Below are 16,554 nucleotides of genomic sequence, written 5' to 3'. Positions count from 1 at the left end.
TGGAACCGAATGGCTTACACATCCCTCAAGTCAGCGCCAAAAGCGTTCGACCAGCACAAGCGCCTGATCGTCGTCCAGGTCGCCGCGGTGCTGGCCATCGTGCTGCTGCTTTTTTCCAGGCCGTTTCTCAGCGAAGGCTCGAACGGGCACGAACTGGTGGAAATGATCGGCTTCGGCCTTGCGCTGATCTGCTTTCTCGGCCGGCTGTGGAGCATCCTCTATGTCGGCGGCAGGAAGAATGACGAGCTGGTGGTCTCGGGTCCGTTCTCGATGACCCGGAACCCGCTCTATTTCTTCTCGACCATCGGCGTCGTCGGCATCGGGTTGATGTTCGGATCGGTGCTGGCGGCAGCAGCGCTGGGTTTCGCAAGCTTCCTCGTCTTCCGCTTCACCGCCGGCCGGGAGGCCGAGTACCTCGCCGGCAAGTTCGGCGCCGCCTACACGGCCTATGCCGAGCGGACGCCGCGCTTCTGGCCGAATCCGCTCATCTACCGCGACCAGGACCATTGGGTCTTTTCCACCAGCGCGCTGAAAAGCACGTTCCGCGACGGGCTTTATTTTCTGGCCTTGTTTCCGCTCATCGAGACGGTCGAGTATTTTCGCGCGGCCGGCATGCTGCCGACCCTTTTCACCATCTACTGATAGCGATCGGGCATTCGCTGCCCATCCCGCAAACCCCACCGATTTGCACCCAAAAGAAGTCAGGGCCATCGCCTTGATGGGCCGTGCTGGCGAGGCATATACATCAGTATGACTTTGGCTGTCGGCTGGGGTGATGGACCTTCGCATATCGAAACACAATACGCTCGGGCGGATGTCCGTGTTTGAGCTCGATGCCCTGCGGGAAGCTTTCAGGCGATCTGTTCGCGAGAACAACGTCACGGAAGTCCAGTGGGCTGAACATGCCGAGCTTTTCGTCAAAGGCATGATCCGCAAAGAAAGCCGCGCCGTCCAAACTTAACTGGGGCCTGAAGTCGGCTCAGGTCCGGCCCTTGCCGCGCGCGCCGCGCCTCGTGCTTTCCAACAGGATCGCCAGGCAGCCGGCCAGGATCAGGACGCCGCCGGCGAGTGGCGGCAGCGCCAAGAACTTCACGGCACCGGAGACCAGGGCAATCAGGATCAGCGCCAGCAGCGCCAGGCTGCCGTCGTCGACGAACATGCCGACGAGCTCCTTCAGGACGAGGCGGAGAATTTTCATCGGGCAATTCCCCCGGCGGGCGCGTAGGTGTTGCGCAGCCAGCGCACGACGGCGAAAGACGCGGCGGCAATAACGGCGAAGATGCCGAGGAGAGCGAGATCCTCGCCCGGCCATTCGGCGCCGAGGCCCTCGCCGGTCCAGAAAATGCCGAAGCTGGTCAGCATCAGGCCGACGACGAATTTGAGCGCGTTTTCCGGCACGCGCGCCAATGGCCGGTGCACGGCGAGCCCGATCAGCATCACCAGCAGGAAGGCCGCCAGCGCGCCGAGGCTGGCGTAGAGCGTTTGGCCGTGCGCGGCGCCGACGGCAATGACGATGAACACCACCTCCACCCCTTCGAGCAGCACCGCCTTGAAGGCGGCGACGCCGGCCAGATAATCGGCGCGGCGGTCGTTGGCCTGGCTGGCGAGCGCATCGGTTTGCCTGGAGAAGGCGGCTTCCTCGTCGCGCAGCGCAATGACGCCGGCGCTGCGCAGGATTGCCTTGCGCAGCCAGCGCATGCCGAACAGGACGAGCAGAACGCCGACGACATATTGCAGCACGGTGATGGGGACGAGCGCCAGCAGCGGCCCGAAGGCCAGCACCAACGCGGCCAGCACCGCGAGCGCCAGGCCAGCACCCGTCAGTGCCGGGCGCCAGCTGCGCGTCACGCCGACGGCAAGCACGATGGTGAAGGCCTCGACCACTTCGACGAAGGACGCCAGGAAGGAGGCGGTCACGGTGGAGAGAACGGGTGTCAATTCGTGCATGAGGGTGCGCCGGTCTCCAGGCATTTCGCCGCCCGTCATCAGATAACGGCGAGCCTGGTCTTGTTCAATCGGTTATCAAGCCCAAACTATGGCGGACTGGATATGCGCCCGCCCGCCCCACATCCGGCCGTGAGCCGAACTTGCACCGGCGTACCGGCCGGTGCCATAACGCCACGGTTCATTAGGGCCAGGGTTCATCAGGGAATGTGTTCAAGATGACGATACGGTTGAAAGACCTTTCCCTGCGCACTCCCATCGACGGCCGGCATCGCCAGATGCTGATCGGCGGCGAATGGCGCGATGCGGTCGGCGGCCGGACGTTCGAGACGCGCAATCCCGCCACCGGCGCGGTGATCGGCACCGTGCCGCAATCGGACGCGAAGGACATCGACCTTGCGGTCGCTGCGGCGCGCCGCGCTTTCGAAGGACCATGGAGCCGTTTCAAGCCCTATGAGCGCCAGCTGCTGCTGCTCAAGATCGCCGATGTGATGGAGCGGCATTGGGAGGAGCTCGCGCTCTCCGACACCACCGACATGGGGATGCCGGTCACCCGCACCTTGGCCAACAAGAACCGCGTGCTCGGCATGCTGCGCTTCTATGCCGGCATGGCGACGTCGATCCATGGCCAGACTATCGGCAATTCGCTGCCCGGCGAGATCTTATCCTACACGCGCAAGGAGCCGGTCGGCGTGGTCGGCGCCATCATCCCGTGGAATGCGCCCACCGCCGCCTCGATCTGGAAGATCGGTCCGGCTTTGGCGACCGGCTGCACCATCGTGCTGAAGCCTTCGGAAGAAGCGCCGCTGACGCCGCTGCTCATTGCCGATCTGATGCAGGAGGCAGGCGTGCCGCCCGGCGTCGTCAATGTCGTGACCGGAACCGGCGCGGAAGCCGGCGCCCCTTTGGCCGCGCATATGGATGTCGACAAACTGGTCTTCACCGGCTCGACCGCCACCGGCCAGGCGATCCTGCGCGCCTCGGCCGCCAACATGAAGCGCGTGTCGCTGGAGCTCGGCGGCAAGTCGCCGGTGATCGTGCTCGCCGACGCCGACATCGAGCGCGCAGTGCCGGTGGCGGCGATGTCGGTCTTCGCCAATTCCGGGCAGATCTGCATCGCCGGCTCGCGGCTCTTCGTCGAGCGGCCGATCTATGAGGAGTTCGTCGAGCGCGTCGCGGCCTTTGCGGCAAAGCTTCGGATCGGCGACGGCGCCGATCCCGAGACGGAGATCGGGCCGCTGATCTCGCCAAAACAGCTCGAGCGTGTCAGCGGCTTCATCGCCGACGGCGCGCGCGAGGGTGCCAGGCTGGTGACGGGCGGTCAGCGCATCACCGAAGGCGTCTTGGCCGCCGGCAATTTCATGACGCCCGGCGTGTTTTCCAGCGTTACCGACAACATGCGCATCGCGCGCGAGGAGATTTTCGGGCCGATCATCTCGGCGCTGCCCTTCGACACGCTGGACGAGGCGGTGCGACGCGGCAACGACACGCCCTACGGCCTCGGCGCAGGCGTGTTCACGCGCGACGTCGGCAAGGCGCACCAGCTCGCCAACCGGCTGCGCGCCGGCTCGGTCTGGGTCAACACCTATCACGCGATCGACCCGGCCGTGCCCTTCGGCGGCTACAAGATGAGCGGTTACGGCCGCGAGGGCGGCAGTGAGCATCTCGAGGAATATCTCAACACCAAGGGGGTCTGGATCCGTACCGATTGACAGTCTGTATCAATTCCGCGTCCGTTGAATCCCTGCGCTGCCCTATTACCTGTTTCACGCAATTCCCAAGCGGAAAGCTGTTGGCCTTTCCTGCGCTGGAGCAACAAACGAATTTTGAGCGGCTCGGCGAGCCGCTCCGGCTGGAATGGAGCGCATGAAGAAGATCGGGTTTTTGTCCTTCGGGCATTGGTCGCCTGCGCCGCAATCGGGCACGCGCTCGGGCGCCGACGCGTTGCTGCAGTCGATCGACCTGGCGGTCGCGGCCGAGGAGCTCGGCGCCGACGGCGCCTATTTCCGCGTCCATCATTTTGCCCGGCAGCTCGGCTCGCCCTTCCCGCTGCTTGCCGCGGCTGGCGCGAAAACCAAGCGCATCGAGCTCGGCACCGCCGTCATCGACATGCGCTACGAGAACCCGCTCTATATGGCCGAAGATGCCGGCGCCGCCGACCTCATTGCCGGCGGCCGGCTGCAGCTCGGCATCAGCCGCGGCTCGCCCGAGCAGGTGATCGATGGCTGGCGCTATTTCGGCTACGTGCCGGAAGAGGGCAAGACAGACGCCGACATGGCGCGCCGCCATGCCGAGATCTTTCTCGACTTGCTGCGCGGCGAAGGTTTCGCGCAGCCCAATTCGCGGCCGATGTTCCCCAACCCGCCAGGGCTGCTGCGCCTTGAGCCGTTCTCGGAGGGCCTGCGCGACCGCATCTGGTGGGGGGCGGCCACCAACGCCACCGCCGAGTGGGCGGGCAAGCTCGGCATGAACCTGCAGAGCTCGACGCTGAAATTCGACGAGGGCGGCCAGCCGCTGCATATCCAGCAGGCCGAGCAAATAAGAGCCTTCCGCGCTGCCTGGAAGGAGGCCGGCCACGCCAGGGAGCCGCGCGTCTCGGTCAGCCGCAGCATCTTTGCTTTGGTCAACGACATGGACCGCGCCTATTTCGGCGGCAGCGAGGGCCAGGACCATTTCGGCTATATCGAGCCGGAGAAGCGCGCCGTCTTCGGCCGCACCTATGCCGCCGAGCCGGACGTGCTGGTCGAACAGCTCAGGGAGGATCAGGCGATCGCCGAGGCCGACACGCTGCTCCTCACCGTGCCTAATCAGTTGGGCGTCGCCTACAACGCCCATGTCATCGAGGCGATCCTCAAGCACGTCGCGCCGGCGCTGGGCTGGCGGTGAGATTCACGAACTCACCTTCAACCCGATGACGCCAAGAATGGTCACGGCAGCGAAAGTGAGCCGCACCGCGTCGGTGCTTTCGCCGAACAGCACGATGCCGGCGGCCAAAGAGCCGACGGCACCGATGCCGGTCCAGACCGCATAGGCGGTGCCGAGCGGCAGCACGGTCAGCGCCTTGGTCAACAGGCCGATGAAGACGACGAGCAGCACCAGGGAGACTGCCGACCAGACCGGCTCGGAGAATCCTGCCGACTTCTTGGTCGCCAGCGCCCAGGCGACGTCGGTGACGCCCGAGATGACGAGCAGCAGCCATGCGAGCGACTGGCTCATGCAAGCCTCCCCGCGAAGCTGGCGGCGAGCCCCCGAACCTCGCCTTCGGTCCGCCTGGCTCCGGCTTCCATCGCCTCCGGCAGGCCGATCGTGGGCGAGATATGCACGATGTCGGCATCCTTCAGGCCGATGAAGGCAAGCGCGGTGCGCAGATAAGGCGTCGCGAGATCCGGCCGGCCATAGCTCGGACCTTCGGTGAAGTCGCCGGAGGTTGCCATGAGAACGGCCGTCGGCCGCGCGCGCAGCAGAGGCGAATAGCCGGTCGCCCTGTCGAAGGAAAAGCTCAGGCCCGGCTGCGTCACCAGGTCGAACAGATGTTTCAGCCGGTATGGCACGCCAAGATTCCACATCGGCGTCGAGATCAGGATCGCGTCGGCCGCGTCGAGCCTGGCGACATAGTGGCCGATCAGCTCCCAGGCCCGGCTTTGCGCGTCAGTCAATGGCGTGTTGCCAAGCTTGGCATATTTGGCGTCGATCGCCGCGCCGTCGAAGGTCGGCAGGATGGCGGTCCAGATGTTGAAGTGATCGACCTCCGTCTTCGGCAGTTGCTCTTTAAGCTGCGCGAGGAAATTTCTCGCGGCCTTGCTCGACCAGGAGCGGTCGGCGCGCGGCGAAGCTTCGATGTGCAGGATGCGGCTCATGTCTTTCTCCGGTCAGGCTGGTTTGTTTCCGGACCGCGATATATGTTCGCGAAGATGCGAGCGCATTTAGCAATTTCACTATTCTTGTTCGCATGGATGCGAATATGATCGACTATGACGATGTGCGGCTGGTTGCGGCGATAGCAGTGGCGGGCGGCGTGCGCGGCGCGCAAGCCAGGCTCGGCACCCATATCGCAACCATCTACCGGCAGCTGAGGGATCTCGAGCAGCGAACCGGCGGCGCGCTGTTCGAGCGCCTCGGCGACACGCTCGTGCCGACCGGCAGGGCAGAGCCTTTCCTCGAAGCGGCCGAAGATTTGCGAGACCGGCTCGCGCAGGTCGAGCGACGCGTGGCGGCGCTGGACGACCACCTGGTCGGACCGCTCAATGTGACGACGGCCGATACGTTGCTCGAAACCGCCTCGGCCTGTCTCAAGGCGTTCAGCGCCGCGCATCCAGGCATTGCGCTATCGCTGGAAGTGAACAACAGCTTTGCCGATCTCGGCCGGCGAGAGGCCGATATCGCCATCCGGCCGACGCTGACGCCGCCGGAAACGCTTGTCGGCCGCCAGGTGGCGCGCTTTTCTTACGCCGTCTACGCGATCGATATGTCGCCTTCCGACGGCTGGATCGGCTTCGACGCCGCCTTGTCCGCCCTGCCGGCGGCGCAGTGGCTCAAGGCGAATGTCGCGGACGACGAGATCAGGTTAAGGGTCAACAGCCTGACCGCCGCAGCGGCGGCCGCCGAGGCCGGCTGGGGACAGGCGTTGCTGCCTGATTATCTGGGCTCGGCGCGCCGGCTGGCGCGCGTGGGCGACAGCATCGACGTGCTCGCTTCGGAGCTTTGGGTGCTCTACCACCCGGACCTCAAAGGGAATCCTCGCGTGCGGGCGTTCAGCGACTTTGCGGCGAAATGGTTGCGGACGCGGCTGAATGCCGGCGCTCAGGGGCCAAGACGGCCAGACAGTTGAACTTGCATAGCGGGCGACGCGCTCCAACGGCCTTACCGCCGATATTGACATCTGATAAAATTGCACCCTAGTCTGCCGCGTAATCGGTTACGTAACCGATTACGGCTCAATCAAAGTGGAGGAGAGCATGAGCAGGATTTCAAACACATTTGGGCTTGGCCCATTCTCGCGCCGCCAGTTCCTGAAGACCAGCGCGCTCGCGGCCGGCGCGCTCGCTTTGCCGCTCGGTCCGGTTCTCGCCGCCGACAAGCCGAAGGTCGGCCTGGTCATGAAGTCCCTGGCCAACGAGTTCTTCAAGCAGATGCAGGCCGGCGCCGAGGCGTATGCGGCCAAGAACAAGGACAAGTTCGATTTCGCCGCCGTCGGCATGAAGGACGAGCGCGATTTTGCCGCTCAGGTCGACGCCATCGAGAACTTCATCACCCAGAACTACAACATCATCGTCGTCGCTCCGGCCGATTCGAAGGCCATGGTGACGCCGATCGCCAAGGCGCTGAAGGCCGGCATCAAGGTCATCAACATCGACGTCGCGCTCGACGAGGACGCCAAGAAGAAGGCCGGCATCGACCTCGCCTTCTTCGGTCCGGACAACCGCGCCGGCGCCAAGCTCGCCGGCGACGCGCTCGGCAAGGCGCTGGGCAAGGGCGGCAAGGTCGTCATCCTCGAGGGCAATCCGGAGGCCGACAACGCCAAGCAGCGCAAGCTCGGCTTCGACGATGCGGTGAAGGAGCATGGGTTGGATCTGCTCGACTCCAAGACCGCGCATTGGGAGACCGAGGAAGCCAACACGCTGATGACCAACTTCCTCACCCAGCACCCCGACATCCAGGGCGTGATGGCAGCCAACGATTCGATGGCGCTCGGCGTCGTCAAGGCGATCGACGCCGCAGGCAAGTCGGGTCAGATCAAGGTGGTCGGCTTCGACAACATCCCGGCCGTCGGCCCATTGCTGAAGGAAGGCAAGATGCTCGCCACCGTCGAGCAATATGGCGCGCAGATGGCGGCGATGGGCATCGACTATGGCCTGCGCGAGCTCGCCGGCGAGAAATTCTCCGGCTGGGTCAAGACCGACGTCAAGCTGGTCACCGCCTGAGGTTTTCGGAGAGCGGCGCTGCTCCATCAGTCGCCGGCGCCACCCTCCAACGATCTTATCATCGCCGTCAGGCAAAACCCGGCGGCGATGATAGCGCGCTCGTGCCGTCTTCGCGGTAGAGTGCAGTTCAGGATTCTGCACCATGGACGACACGATTCTTTCCCTAGCAGGGGTCGGAAAGATCTTTCCCGGCGTCGTCGCGCTGGGCGATGTCTCGCTGTCGATCGCGCGCGGCGAAACCCATATCGTGCTCGGCGAGAACGGCGCCGGCAAGTCGACGCTGATCAAGCTTCTGGCCGGCATCCACCAGCCGGACAGCGGCGCGATCGTCTTCGGCGGCGCGCCTTACCAGCCGAAGACGCCGCACGACGCGCAGCAGAGCGGCATTCGCATCGTGCATCAGGAGCTCAACCTGCTGCCCTATCTCAGCATCGCCGAGAATTTGATGCTGGAAAGCCTGCCGCGCCGCGCCTTCGGCATCGTCGACCGCAAGGCGCTCAACCGTCGCGCCATGGCGCTGCTGAAAGAGGTCGGCCTCGACGTCGATCCGCGGACGCGCGTCGAGGCGCTCGGCGTCGCCCAGATGCAGCTGGTCGAGATCGCCAAGGCGCTGAGCTACGACAGCAAGCTGCTGGTGCTCGACGAGCCGACGGCGACGCTGACGCCGCCCGAGATCAAGCGCCTCTTCGCCATCATCAAGCGGCTGAAGGCCAAGGGCGTCACCATCATCTACATTTCGCACCGGCTGCACGAGGTGTTCGAGATCGGCGACCGGGTAACCATCTTACGCAACGGCAGGCTGGTCGCGACCCGCGATCTCCACGGTCTCAGCGTGCCGGATCTGGTGCGCATGATGATCGGCCGCGACATCGCCGACGAATTTGGCTTCGATGCCTCGATCGTGCCGGGCAAGGTCGCGCTCAGCGTCACCAATCTGAAGCGCAGCGCGGCAACGCCCGAAATATCCTTCGCGGTCCGGCACGGCGAAATCCTCGGTGTCGCCGGCCTGGTCGGCAGCGGCCGCACGGAAGCGATGCGGGCACTGTTCGGCGCCGATCCGAAACTCGACGGCGTCATAGAGATCGACGGCAGGCCGGTGGCGATCGCCGCGCCGAAGGATGCCGTGCGGCATGGGCTGAGCCTGCTCACCGAGGACCGCAAGGGTCAGGGCCTGCTGCTCGATCTGCCGGTCGACAAGAACATCACCATCACCGATCTCGGCAAGGTTTCGCGCCATGGGCTGGTCAACCGCAGGGCGGAGAGTGCGGCAGCAAACGATCTCGTCGGCCAGCTCCGCGTCAAGGCGAGCTCGATCGAGCAGGCGGTGCGCAATCTCTCCGGCGGCAACCAGCAGAAGGTGGTGCTGGCCAAGTGGCTGTTCAGGGGCACCTCGACGCTGATCCTAGACGAGCCGACGCGCGGCGTCGACATCGGCGCGCGGCGCGAGATCTACCAGCTCTTGTGGATGCTCGCGGCGGCTGAGAAGGGCATCATCATGGTGTCGTCCGACCTGCCCGAGCTGATGGGCATGTGCCACCGCATCATCGTCTTTTCCAGGAACAGGATCGTCGGTGAGGTGCCGCGCACCGAATTCGACCAGGAGCGCATCCTGTCGCTCGCCTATCAGGAGTATGTTCGACCATGAGCGAGACGTCCGAACCCCTGGTGGCGGCGCCTGTTTCCCCCGGCAGGGCGAAGTTCCTGCGCTTCCTCGTGCGCGACGCCGGCGTGCTCTTGGCGCTGGTGCTGATCACGCTGTTCTTCTCGGCGACCGCTCCCTACTTCGCCACGTCGGGCAATGCGCTAAAAATCTTCGTGCAGATCGCCATCAACACGGTGCTGGCGGCCGGCATGACCTTCGTCATCCTCACCGGCGGCATCGACCTTTCGGTCGGCTCGGTGCTGGCGCTCTGCACCGTCGTCGGCGCCACCGTCATGATCAATGAGAGCCTGTCGCCGGCCGTCGCGATCACGCTGGCGCTGCTCGCCTGCATGGCGACGGGTGCTGCCTGCGGCTTCCTCAACGGCTGGATCTCGACGCGCTGGAAGATCCCGTCCTTCATCGTCACGCTCGGCATGCTCAACATGGCCGCGGGCGCTGCCCGCGTCGTCAGCGACAATTCGACCATCACCGGCCTGCCGCAAAGCTTCGTCGATTTCGGCAATCTGATCATCGGCGGCTTCCTGCCGTCAATCTTCCTGGTCGCGGTGCTGGTGATCGCGGCCGGCTGGTTCGTGCTGCGCTTCACCGTCTTCGGCCGTATGATCTTCGCCGTCGGCACCAATGACGAGGCGGTGCGGCTCTCCGGCCACAATCCGGATTTCTACAAGGTCGCCGCCTTCACCATCAGCGGTCTCACGGCCGGCATCGCGGCGATGGTCTATCTTTTGCGCCTCAACATCGGCAGCCCGATCGCCGGCGTCGGCTACGAGCTCAACGCCATCGCCGCCGTCATCATCGGCGGCACCAGCCTCAGCGGCGGCAAGGGCTCGATCATCGGCACGCTGGTCGGCGCCTGCATCCTGCAGGTGTTGAGCACCGGGCTGCAGCTGCTCGGGGTCGGCGACAATTTCAAACCGATCGTGATTGGCCTTGTCATTGTGCTGGCCGTCATTCTAGACGCGTATCGGGAGAGGCTGTTGCGCAGAATCCGGTAAGGGAGCGCGGAGACCAGGGACCATGACGACGATTGCCGATGTCGCGCGCTATGCGGGGGTGTCCGTCGCAACGGTCTCGCATGTGATGAACCGCACGCGCCATGTCGAGCCGGAGACGGCCGAACGCGTGCGCGCGGCGATCACCGCCCTGCGCTACAGCCCGAATTCGCTGGCGCGGAGTCTGCGGCGCGGCGAGACCAAGACCATCGGCCTGCTGCTCCCCGACAATTCCAACCCGTTCTTCGCCAGCGTCGCGCGCCAGATCGAGGATGCCGGCTTCGTCGCCGGCTACACGGTGATCCTGTGCAATTCGGACGGCAGCGCCGAGAAGGAGGAGCGCTATCTGTCGGTGCTGATGGCCAAGCAGATCGACGGGCTGATCTTCGCCGGCTCGTCCGACCATGCGCGGGTGTTCGCGAGCCTTTCCGCCGCCGTGCCGGCGGTGCTGCTCGACCGCGAGATCCAATCCGTCAATGTCGATTCCGTGCTGGTCGACCACGACCATGGCGGCTATCTCGCCGGCCGCTATCTGGTCGGGCTCGGCCACAGAAAGATCGGCGCCATCGGCGGCCCGCGCGATTCGAGCTCCAGCCCCGCCCGCCTGCGCGGCTTTGCCCGCGCGCTCGAGGAAGCAGGCCTCGATCTGCCGGCTTCATCGGTGGTCGATTCCGACTATCATTTCGCCGGCGGCCGCCTGGCGATGGAGCGGCTGATGGGGCAGGCGCCGGAGATCACCGCGGTGTTCGCCTGCAACGATTTGATGGCGATGGGCGCAATCACCGCGCTGCGCACGCGCGGATTGCGGGTCCCCGACGACATGTCGCTGGTCGGTTTCGACGACATTCCCTATGCGGTCACCACCTGGCCGCCGCTGACCACGATCGCGCAGCCGGTCGAAAAGATCGGCACGCGGGCGGTGAGCCTGCTGCTCGAGCGCGTGGCTGATCCGGCGGCGCAGTCGCGCCGCGAAGTGCTGGCGCCGGTGCTTGTGGAACGGGAAAGCTGCGCGCGTTTGCATCAGTAGTGCTGGCAATTGTCGACGCTGGCGGAGAGGGGGCAGCGCCCTATGCGATTGTCCTGCCGTTTGAAACCGCCTAAGCGGCAGGCCTTCAAGCCGCCGGCTGCATGGCAGCCCTCAGCAGCATGCCGAACAGGTCGCGCGGCTCGTCGGGGTCGGCGAGCAGGTCGAGCTCCTCATAGAGGCCGGTGGCCTGGAGCTGGTCGCGGACATAGCGCAGCGCGGAAAAATCTTCGGTGGCGAAGCCGACGGAATCGAACAGCGTGATCTGCTCCGGCGTCTTGCGGCCTGGCGCCTTCCCGGTCATCACCTGCCACAGCTCGGTCACCGGATGGTCGGCGTCGAGCTGCTGGATCTCGCCCTCGATGCGTGTCTGCGGCGGGAACTCGACGAAGATGTCGGAGCGCAACAGGATGTCGCGATGCAGCTCCGTCTTGCCCGGGCAGTCGCCGCCGACCGCGTTGATGTGCACGCCGGAGCCGATCATGTTGTCGGTGAGGATGGTGGCGTACTGCTTGTCGGCGGTCACCGTGGTGATGATGTCGACGCCCTCGACCGCATCCTGCCCGGTCGAACAGATGGTGATGTCGAAGCCCTTACCGGCGAGGTTGCGGGCGCATTTTTCCGAAGCGGAGCGGTCGATGTCGTAGAGCCGCAGCCGGTCGATGCCGAGCAGGGCCTTGAAAGCAATGGCCTGGAACTCGGACTGGGCGCCGTTGCCGATGATGGCCATGGCGCGCGAGCCCTTGGGCGCCAGATATTTGGCCGCGACGGCGGAAGTGGCTGCGGTGCGCAGCGCCGTCAGGATCGTCATCTCGGTCAAGAGCATCGGATAGCCGGAGCCGACATCGGCGAGCACGCCGAAGGCGGTGACCGTCTGGCGGCCCTCGCGCATGTTCTTCGGGTGGCCGTTGACATATTTGAAGCCGTAAAGGCGGCCGTCGCTGGTCGGCATCAGCTCGATGACGCCGTCATGGCTGTGCGAGGCGATGCGCGGCGTCTTGTCGAACAGCTCCCAGCGGCGGAAATCCTCCTCGATATAGGCGGCGAGCTCGGTGAGGAACCGCTCGACGCCGATGGCGAGCACCAGCTTCATCATGCGGTCGACGCTGACAAAGGGGACGATGGCAAGACGGGAGGGCTGGGTCATGGTCAGAGGCTTCCGGAATGGCTGCGGGTCGGGCGGTCCATGATGCGGCGGCCCATCAGGCTGGCGGTCAGGTCGACCATCAGGGTCGCGGTGCGGCCGCGCTCGTCGAGGAACGGGTTGAGCTCGACCAGGTCGAGGCTGGAGACCAGGCCGCTATCGGACAGCATCTCCATCACCAGATGCGCTTCGCGAAAAGTGGCGCCGCCGGGCACGGTGGTGCCGACGGCCGGCGCGATCGACGGGTCGAGGAAATCGACATCGAGGCTGACATGCAGGAGCCCGTTCTCCTTCTCCACACGGCTCAGGAAGGCGCGCAGCAGCGGGGCGATGCCGTGCTCGTCGATGGCGCGCATGTCGTGCACGGTCACACCCGCCTCCTTCAGCGCGCGGCGCTCGGCCGGATCGACGCTGCGCAGGCCCATGGTGCAGACGCGGGCGGGGTCGACCGCCGTGGGCAGATCCGGGAAATAGCCCGAAAAACCCGGCCGGCCGCTGGCATAGGCAAGCGGCACGCCGTGCAGATTGCCGCTGGTGGTGGTGTCGAGCGTGTGGAAATCCGGATGCGCGTCGAGCCACAGCACGAAGAGCGGCCGGCCCCGCTCTGCGGCGCGGCGCGCCACACCGGAGACCGTGCCGGCGGAGATCGAGTGGTCGCCGCCGAGGAAGATCGGCATGGCCTCGCTCGAAGCCGTGTAGGCGGTTTCGGCGATCGCCGTCGTCCACGCGGAGATTTCGGGCAGGGCCTTCAGCGCGAGATTGCCGTGAGCGACAGCGCGCGCCTCAGCCTTCTCAACCGCGCCCCAGTCCTCGACCTCGTGGCCAAGCTCCGACAGCACCGAGACGAGCCCGGCGGTGCGCAAAGCGCTCGGCCCCATCTCGCATCCCATCCTGCCCGCGCCGTCCTGCACCGGCGCGCCGACGATCCTGCAGCGCATGATTCTTTCCGCCCTCTTGCAATTGATCTGGCGATTGATCGAAGGATTGAACCATCGCCGCCTGGCGGTTTGAACAGGAAAAATTGGCATTTCGCGAAGCCTGATCTATCATATCGGCAAATGATTTGATCGAAATGGAAAAGCATGGACGCGCTCGACGAAAGGCTGGTGACGCTGCTCAGGCACGATGCGCGGCGCAGCGTCTCCGATCTCGCGCTCGATCTCGGCGTCTCGCGCGCGACGGTCAGGGCGCGCATGGAGCGGCTGGAAAAATCCGGCGAGATCATCGGCTACACGGTGGTGCTGCGCGCCGACGCGGTCGATCAGAAGATACGCGGCGTCATGATGATCGAGATCGAGGGCCACGCCGCCGACCGCGTCATCCGGGCGCTCGGCGGCTTTCCAGAGGTCTCCACCATCCACACCACCAACGGCCGCTGGGACCTTGTGGTCGAGCTCGGCACCGCTTCGCTGACCGATTTCGACGCCGTGCTGCGGCGGATAAGGCTGATCCCTGGCATTACCGGGAGCGAGACCAGCCTGCTCTTGGCGACGCCGCGGACGACCAGGGCGAGGCTGGCGTAGGGTTTGCGGAAGCTGGCGTTGTTAGAACGCCGGTTCAAAATGCGAAAAAACCGCGGCGAACCGTGGCTGACTACATCTCTCTCAGCTTCGTCAGCGTATCCAGATCGGGATCATGCTGAGCCTTTGATACCATTGGGCGCACGTTGCCAAAATATTTTCGATTCGCCGATTTCGACTGATACCGGCTGGCGCCTGTCAGTTGGGTGAGCCTCGCTTGAATTAAGCGCACACCCACAACGAGTTCGACTGGCGTACTTCCATGGTTGGACAGTTCTAACGGGATGCAGCCTCGAAACCCCGGTTGTATCATGGTGTTGTGTTGGATCCCAAGGCGGCTGAAACTCGACCTTGAGATGATGTCGGCATAGACATCGTCAGGAAGTCCAACGTATTCTAACGTTGTCGCCAGCACTATCTGACTTGGATAGAGAACGAACTTGTCTCCGAGTTCTCTACGCGAACTGCGAAAGTAGGAAGCTATCCCTCGCGATTGCTCGGGGCGTTGGCCTGAATCGATCGACGGACGCCTCGTGACGACCGAAACCAGGAAGTCAGTCCCTAGTCTGAGATCGACTGTCACTTCGCCCAATTGGCTTTCGTCCAACAGGGGATCGATGTAGAGGCGTTTCCGGTTCTTGGCTTTTAGCCGGGCCGAAATGTCATCACGGCGCAGCAGCTTCATTCCAAGTGGCTCTCAGTGCGTAGTTTCGGATGGATTTCTCCGTGAGGTCGTTTACGATCGTTTCGATATCGGTCTCTCGAACCGAAGCGAGCTCCCAAGGGTTTCGCCCGTTGTCGATGGCGTTAAACATATAGCGCCAAGCCGATTCAAAAATTCCGAAGACCTCTCTGATATTTGAGCTGACAAACGTCCGCAGATCATCAAAATCGGCTGTCAAATCGGCCTTTGAGGAAACGATCTCAAGGCTTGGCAATCCTCGCGCGGATACCGCGTCAGTGAACATGTCGACGATTGGATTGCTCACTTGCGAGAGGAAGTCAGACACGACCTTAACTCGATCGATCGTCGAGGGGTGGGTGTACGACGCCGGATTGTTTGCGGCGATTGCCGTGAGAGCCTCTATTCCGGCATATCCTACAAAGCAGCTGGAAAACAGATCTGCAAAGAATTCGCGCCTGTGAGCGAGTTCGTCTGCGCCGGGCGGTGCAATCGCTGCCGAGTTGCGAAGGACCGTGAGATCGGAGATTTTGTGGGCGACGTCGACGAAGTGCCCCAGTTCATGAAAGAGCGGAAGGCAGAACACTGGTTTGTGTGAATACAGTCTGGGGACGCCAATCATCACCAACAGGATGTTGAACCCACCCGTATCGTAGCCAGTGATGGCAGTGCGAATGAAATTCCAGGGGTCTACGGGGAGCAAATGGAAGTTGTGTCCCTCGGTGAGACTGGTCACGATGATCGTTTCGCGATTAACCCAGGGAGCCAGGGCGTTATTCAGACAGTAGACAACCTCGTACGGTATTTCGTTCGTGGTGCTGCCAGCCAAGTAAGACTGTACGCGGCGCATCAGACCAGCGAACTGCGTTACGATCGCACTGTCGTATTGAGAGGCCCTCGCTAAGACGTGATCGATCGCCCCGATAAGGTGCTCGGTAAAGTCGTGCAGCCTGCGGTCAAAAAATGTGGAATCGTTGAGAAGGCGAAGGCTCTGTCGGATAAGGCTGAGATCAATGCGAGGCCGCACGGCTTTGCTCTAGCGCGAGCAGTGTCCGGGCCGCTACTGCTGTGAATCCACTGAGATCCGGAGGGAAAGCCCTTCTCAATTGTTCAGATGAGCGCAATTGCAGCGCAAGCTGAATCGCCTCTGGCAGTGTATTTGCGGAAACGGCCGTTGGATTCATTAGAACGTCCATCGCTTGGCGAGAGACCAGTTCCATATGTTTGGAGAGTGGCTCAGGAAGATCCTTTCCTGCGCTAACAAGTTCCAGCGCCAGATGGAAAAGATACGGAAACTTTTCGCGTTCGGGCGAAGCGGCGGCCAGCATGAAAGTCTCCTAAAGCCGTGAATCTAATCTATGAATCTGCCCAGGACAGCAGTCAAGAGTCGACGCGAGCAAATTTTGTGGTCATGGATAAAGTTATCTGGATTGAAGGCGCCGCGCGCGTGCTGCCGCCAGAAATGAAAAAGGCCGGATCGATCCGGCCCATTTCATAAGTGCTTAATTTCCTTAAGGGAAACTGGAGCGGGTGAGGCGATTCGAACGCCCGACCCCAACCTTGGCAAGGTTGTGCTCTACCCCTGAGCTACACCCGCTCGCGCGGCCTTGGGCCGCAAGCCGCGCCTATATGGCCGAAGAGCGCGGCGATTGCAACAGGGAAAT

General features: G+C 63.7%; 19 protein-coding genes and 1 tRNA gene. 10 read left to right on the top strand and 10 right to left on the bottom strand.

Annotation, left to right across the window (positions count from 1 at the left end; all coding sequences use genetic code 11):
- Window positions 1-9: 9 nt before the first annotated feature.
- Complete coding sequence (locus tag AC4FWB_RS28480; RefSeq protein WP_491029568.1) at window positions 10-642, top strand: methyltransferase family protein; 633 nt, start codon at window positions 10-12, stop codon at window positions 640-642.
- A 133-nt stretch (window positions 643-775) separates the two neighbouring features.
- Window positions 776-961, top strand: coding sequence for a hypothetical protein (locus AC4FWB_RS28475; RefSeq protein ID WP_491029567.1), 186 nt, complete (start codon window positions 776-778; stop codon window positions 959-961).
- An 18-nt stretch (window positions 962-979) separates the two neighbouring features.
- Here AC4FWB_RS28475 and AC4FWB_RS28470 read toward each other — a convergent pair whose 3' ends face one another.
- A complete protein-coding gene (locus tag AC4FWB_RS28470) occupies window positions 980-1,198 on the bottom strand; it encodes a hypothetical protein (RefSeq protein ID WP_491029566.1) in 219 nt (72 codons plus the stop codon).
- Entirely contained in the window at window positions 1,195-1,947 is a 753-nt protein-coding gene (locus tag AC4FWB_RS28465; protein ID WP_491029565.1) for a COG4280 domain-containing protein, read from the bottom strand. The genes AC4FWB_RS28470 and AC4FWB_RS28465 overlap by 4 nt, the downstream gene beginning before the upstream one ends.
- Before the next feature lie 215 nt (window positions 1,948-2,162).
- On the opposite strand from AC4FWB_RS28465, the gene AC4FWB_RS28460 reads away from it, so the two are divergent.
- Window positions 2,163-3,656, top strand: coding sequence for an aldehyde dehydrogenase family protein (locus AC4FWB_RS28460; RefSeq protein WP_491029564.1), 1,494 nt, complete (start codon window positions 2,163-2,165; stop codon window positions 3,654-3,656).
- Between the two features lie 154 nt (window positions 3,657-3,810).
- Window positions 3,811-4,830: an LLM class flavin-dependent oxidoreductase gene (locus AC4FWB_RS28455; protein WP_491029563.1), complete on the top strand. Its 1,020-nt coding sequence runs from the start codon at window positions 3,811-3,813 to the stop codon at window positions 4,828-4,830.
- A 3-nt stretch (window positions 4,831-4,833) separates the two neighbouring features.
- Here AC4FWB_RS28455 and AC4FWB_RS28450 read toward each other — a convergent pair whose 3' ends face one another.
- Window positions 4,834-5,160: a DMT family transporter gene (locus AC4FWB_RS28450; RefSeq protein ID WP_491029562.1), complete on the bottom strand. Its 327-nt coding sequence runs from the start codon at window positions 5,158-5,160 to the stop codon at window positions 4,834-4,836.
- Window positions 5,157-5,801, bottom strand: a complete 645-nt coding sequence (locus AC4FWB_RS28445) for an FMN-dependent NADH-azoreductase (protein WP_491029561.1) — start codon at window positions 5,799-5,801, stop codon at window positions 5,157-5,159. The genes AC4FWB_RS28450 and AC4FWB_RS28445 overlap by 4 nt, the downstream gene beginning before the upstream one ends.
- A gap of 104 nt (window positions 5,802-5,905) precedes the next feature.
- Here AC4FWB_RS28445 and AC4FWB_RS28440 point away from each other — a divergent pair, with 104 nt between their 5' ends.
- The 5 genes from AC4FWB_RS28440 (at window position 5,906) to AC4FWB_RS28420 (ending at window position 11,547) form a co-directional block, all read left to right on the top strand.
- On the top strand, window positions 5,906-6,772 hold the full coding sequence (locus tag AC4FWB_RS28440) for a LysR family transcriptional regulator (protein WP_491029560.1): 867 nt from the start codon (window positions 5,906-5,908) through the stop codon (window positions 6,770-6,772).
- Window positions 6,773-6,899: 127 nt separating this feature from the next.
- Window positions 6,900-7,865 (top strand): sugar ABC transporter substrate-binding protein, encoded by a 966-nt coding sequence (locus AC4FWB_RS28435; protein WP_491029559.1) that lies wholly within the window; start codon window positions 6,900-6,902, stop codon window positions 7,863-7,865.
- 142 nt (window positions 7,866-8,007) lie between these two features.
- Window positions 8,008-9,510: a sugar ABC transporter ATP-binding protein gene (locus AC4FWB_RS28430; RefSeq protein WP_491029558.1), complete on the top strand. Its 1,503-nt coding sequence runs from the start codon at window positions 8,008-8,010 to the stop codon at window positions 9,508-9,510.
- Window positions 9,507-10,523, top strand: a complete 1,017-nt coding sequence (locus AC4FWB_RS28425) for an ABC transporter permease (RefSeq protein WP_491029557.1) — start codon at window positions 9,507-9,509, stop codon at window positions 10,521-10,523. The genes AC4FWB_RS28430 and AC4FWB_RS28425 overlap by 4 nt, the downstream gene beginning before the upstream one ends.
- Before the next feature lie 22 nt (window positions 10,524-10,545).
- Entirely contained in the window at window positions 10,546-11,547 is a 1,002-nt protein-coding gene (locus AC4FWB_RS28420) for a LacI family DNA-binding transcriptional regulator (RefSeq protein WP_491029556.1), read from the top strand.
- 85 nt (window positions 11,548-11,632) lie between these two features.
- Here AC4FWB_RS28420 and ocd read toward each other — a convergent pair whose 3' ends face one another.
- Window positions 11,633-12,691, bottom strand: coding sequence for an ornithine cyclodeaminase (gene ocd, locus AC4FWB_RS28415; RefSeq protein ID WP_491029555.1), 1,059 nt, complete (start codon window positions 12,689-12,691; stop codon window positions 11,633-11,635).
- Window positions 12,692-12,693: 2 nt separating this feature from the next.
- Entirely contained in the window at window positions 12,694-13,626 is a 933-nt protein-coding gene (rocF, locus tag AC4FWB_RS28410) for an arginase (protein WP_491029554.1), read from the bottom strand.
- 144 nt (window positions 13,627-13,770) lie between these two features.
- Here rocF and AC4FWB_RS28405 point away from each other — a divergent pair, with 144 nt between their 5' ends.
- Window positions 13,771-14,211 carry an Lrp/AsnC family transcriptional regulator gene (locus tag AC4FWB_RS28405; protein WP_491029553.1) on the top strand — a complete coding sequence of 147 codons (441 nt, stop codon included), beginning with the start codon at window positions 13,771-13,773 and terminating at the stop codon, window positions 14,209-14,211.
- Between the two features lie 70 nt (window positions 14,212-14,281).
- Here AC4FWB_RS28405 and dcd read toward each other — a convergent pair whose 3' ends face one another.
- The 4 genes from dcd to AC4FWB_RS28385 all read right to left on the bottom strand — a co-directional run bounded on the left by dcd (window position 14,282) and on the right by AC4FWB_RS28385 (window position 16,487).
- Window positions 14,282-14,893 carry a dCTP deaminase gene (gene dcd / locus AC4FWB_RS28400; RefSeq protein WP_491029552.1) on the bottom strand — a complete coding sequence of 204 codons (612 nt, stop codon included), beginning with the start codon at window positions 14,891-14,893 and terminating at the stop codon, window positions 14,282-14,284.
- Window positions 14,874-15,917, bottom strand: coding sequence for a M48 family metalloprotease (locus tag AC4FWB_RS28395; protein ID WP_491029551.1), 1,044 nt, complete (start codon window positions 15,915-15,917; stop codon window positions 14,874-14,876). Before AC4FWB_RS28395 ends, dcd begins: the two co-directional genes overlap by 20 nt.
- Window positions 15,901-16,218 carry a hypothetical protein gene (locus AC4FWB_RS28390; protein ID WP_491029550.1) on the bottom strand — a complete coding sequence of 106 codons (318 nt, stop codon included), beginning with the start codon at window positions 16,216-16,218 and terminating at the stop codon, window positions 15,901-15,903. Before AC4FWB_RS28390 ends, AC4FWB_RS28395 begins: the two co-directional genes overlap by 17 nt.
- Window positions 16,219-16,412: 194 nt before the next feature.
- Window positions 16,413-16,487, bottom strand: a tRNA-Gly gene (locus AC4FWB_RS28385).
- Window positions 16,488-16,554 lie beyond the last annotated feature (67 nt).

This window comes from Mesorhizobium sp. LEGMi-168a, assembly GCF_058312955.1.
This window is presented reverse-complemented; position numbering and strand designations above follow the sequence as displayed.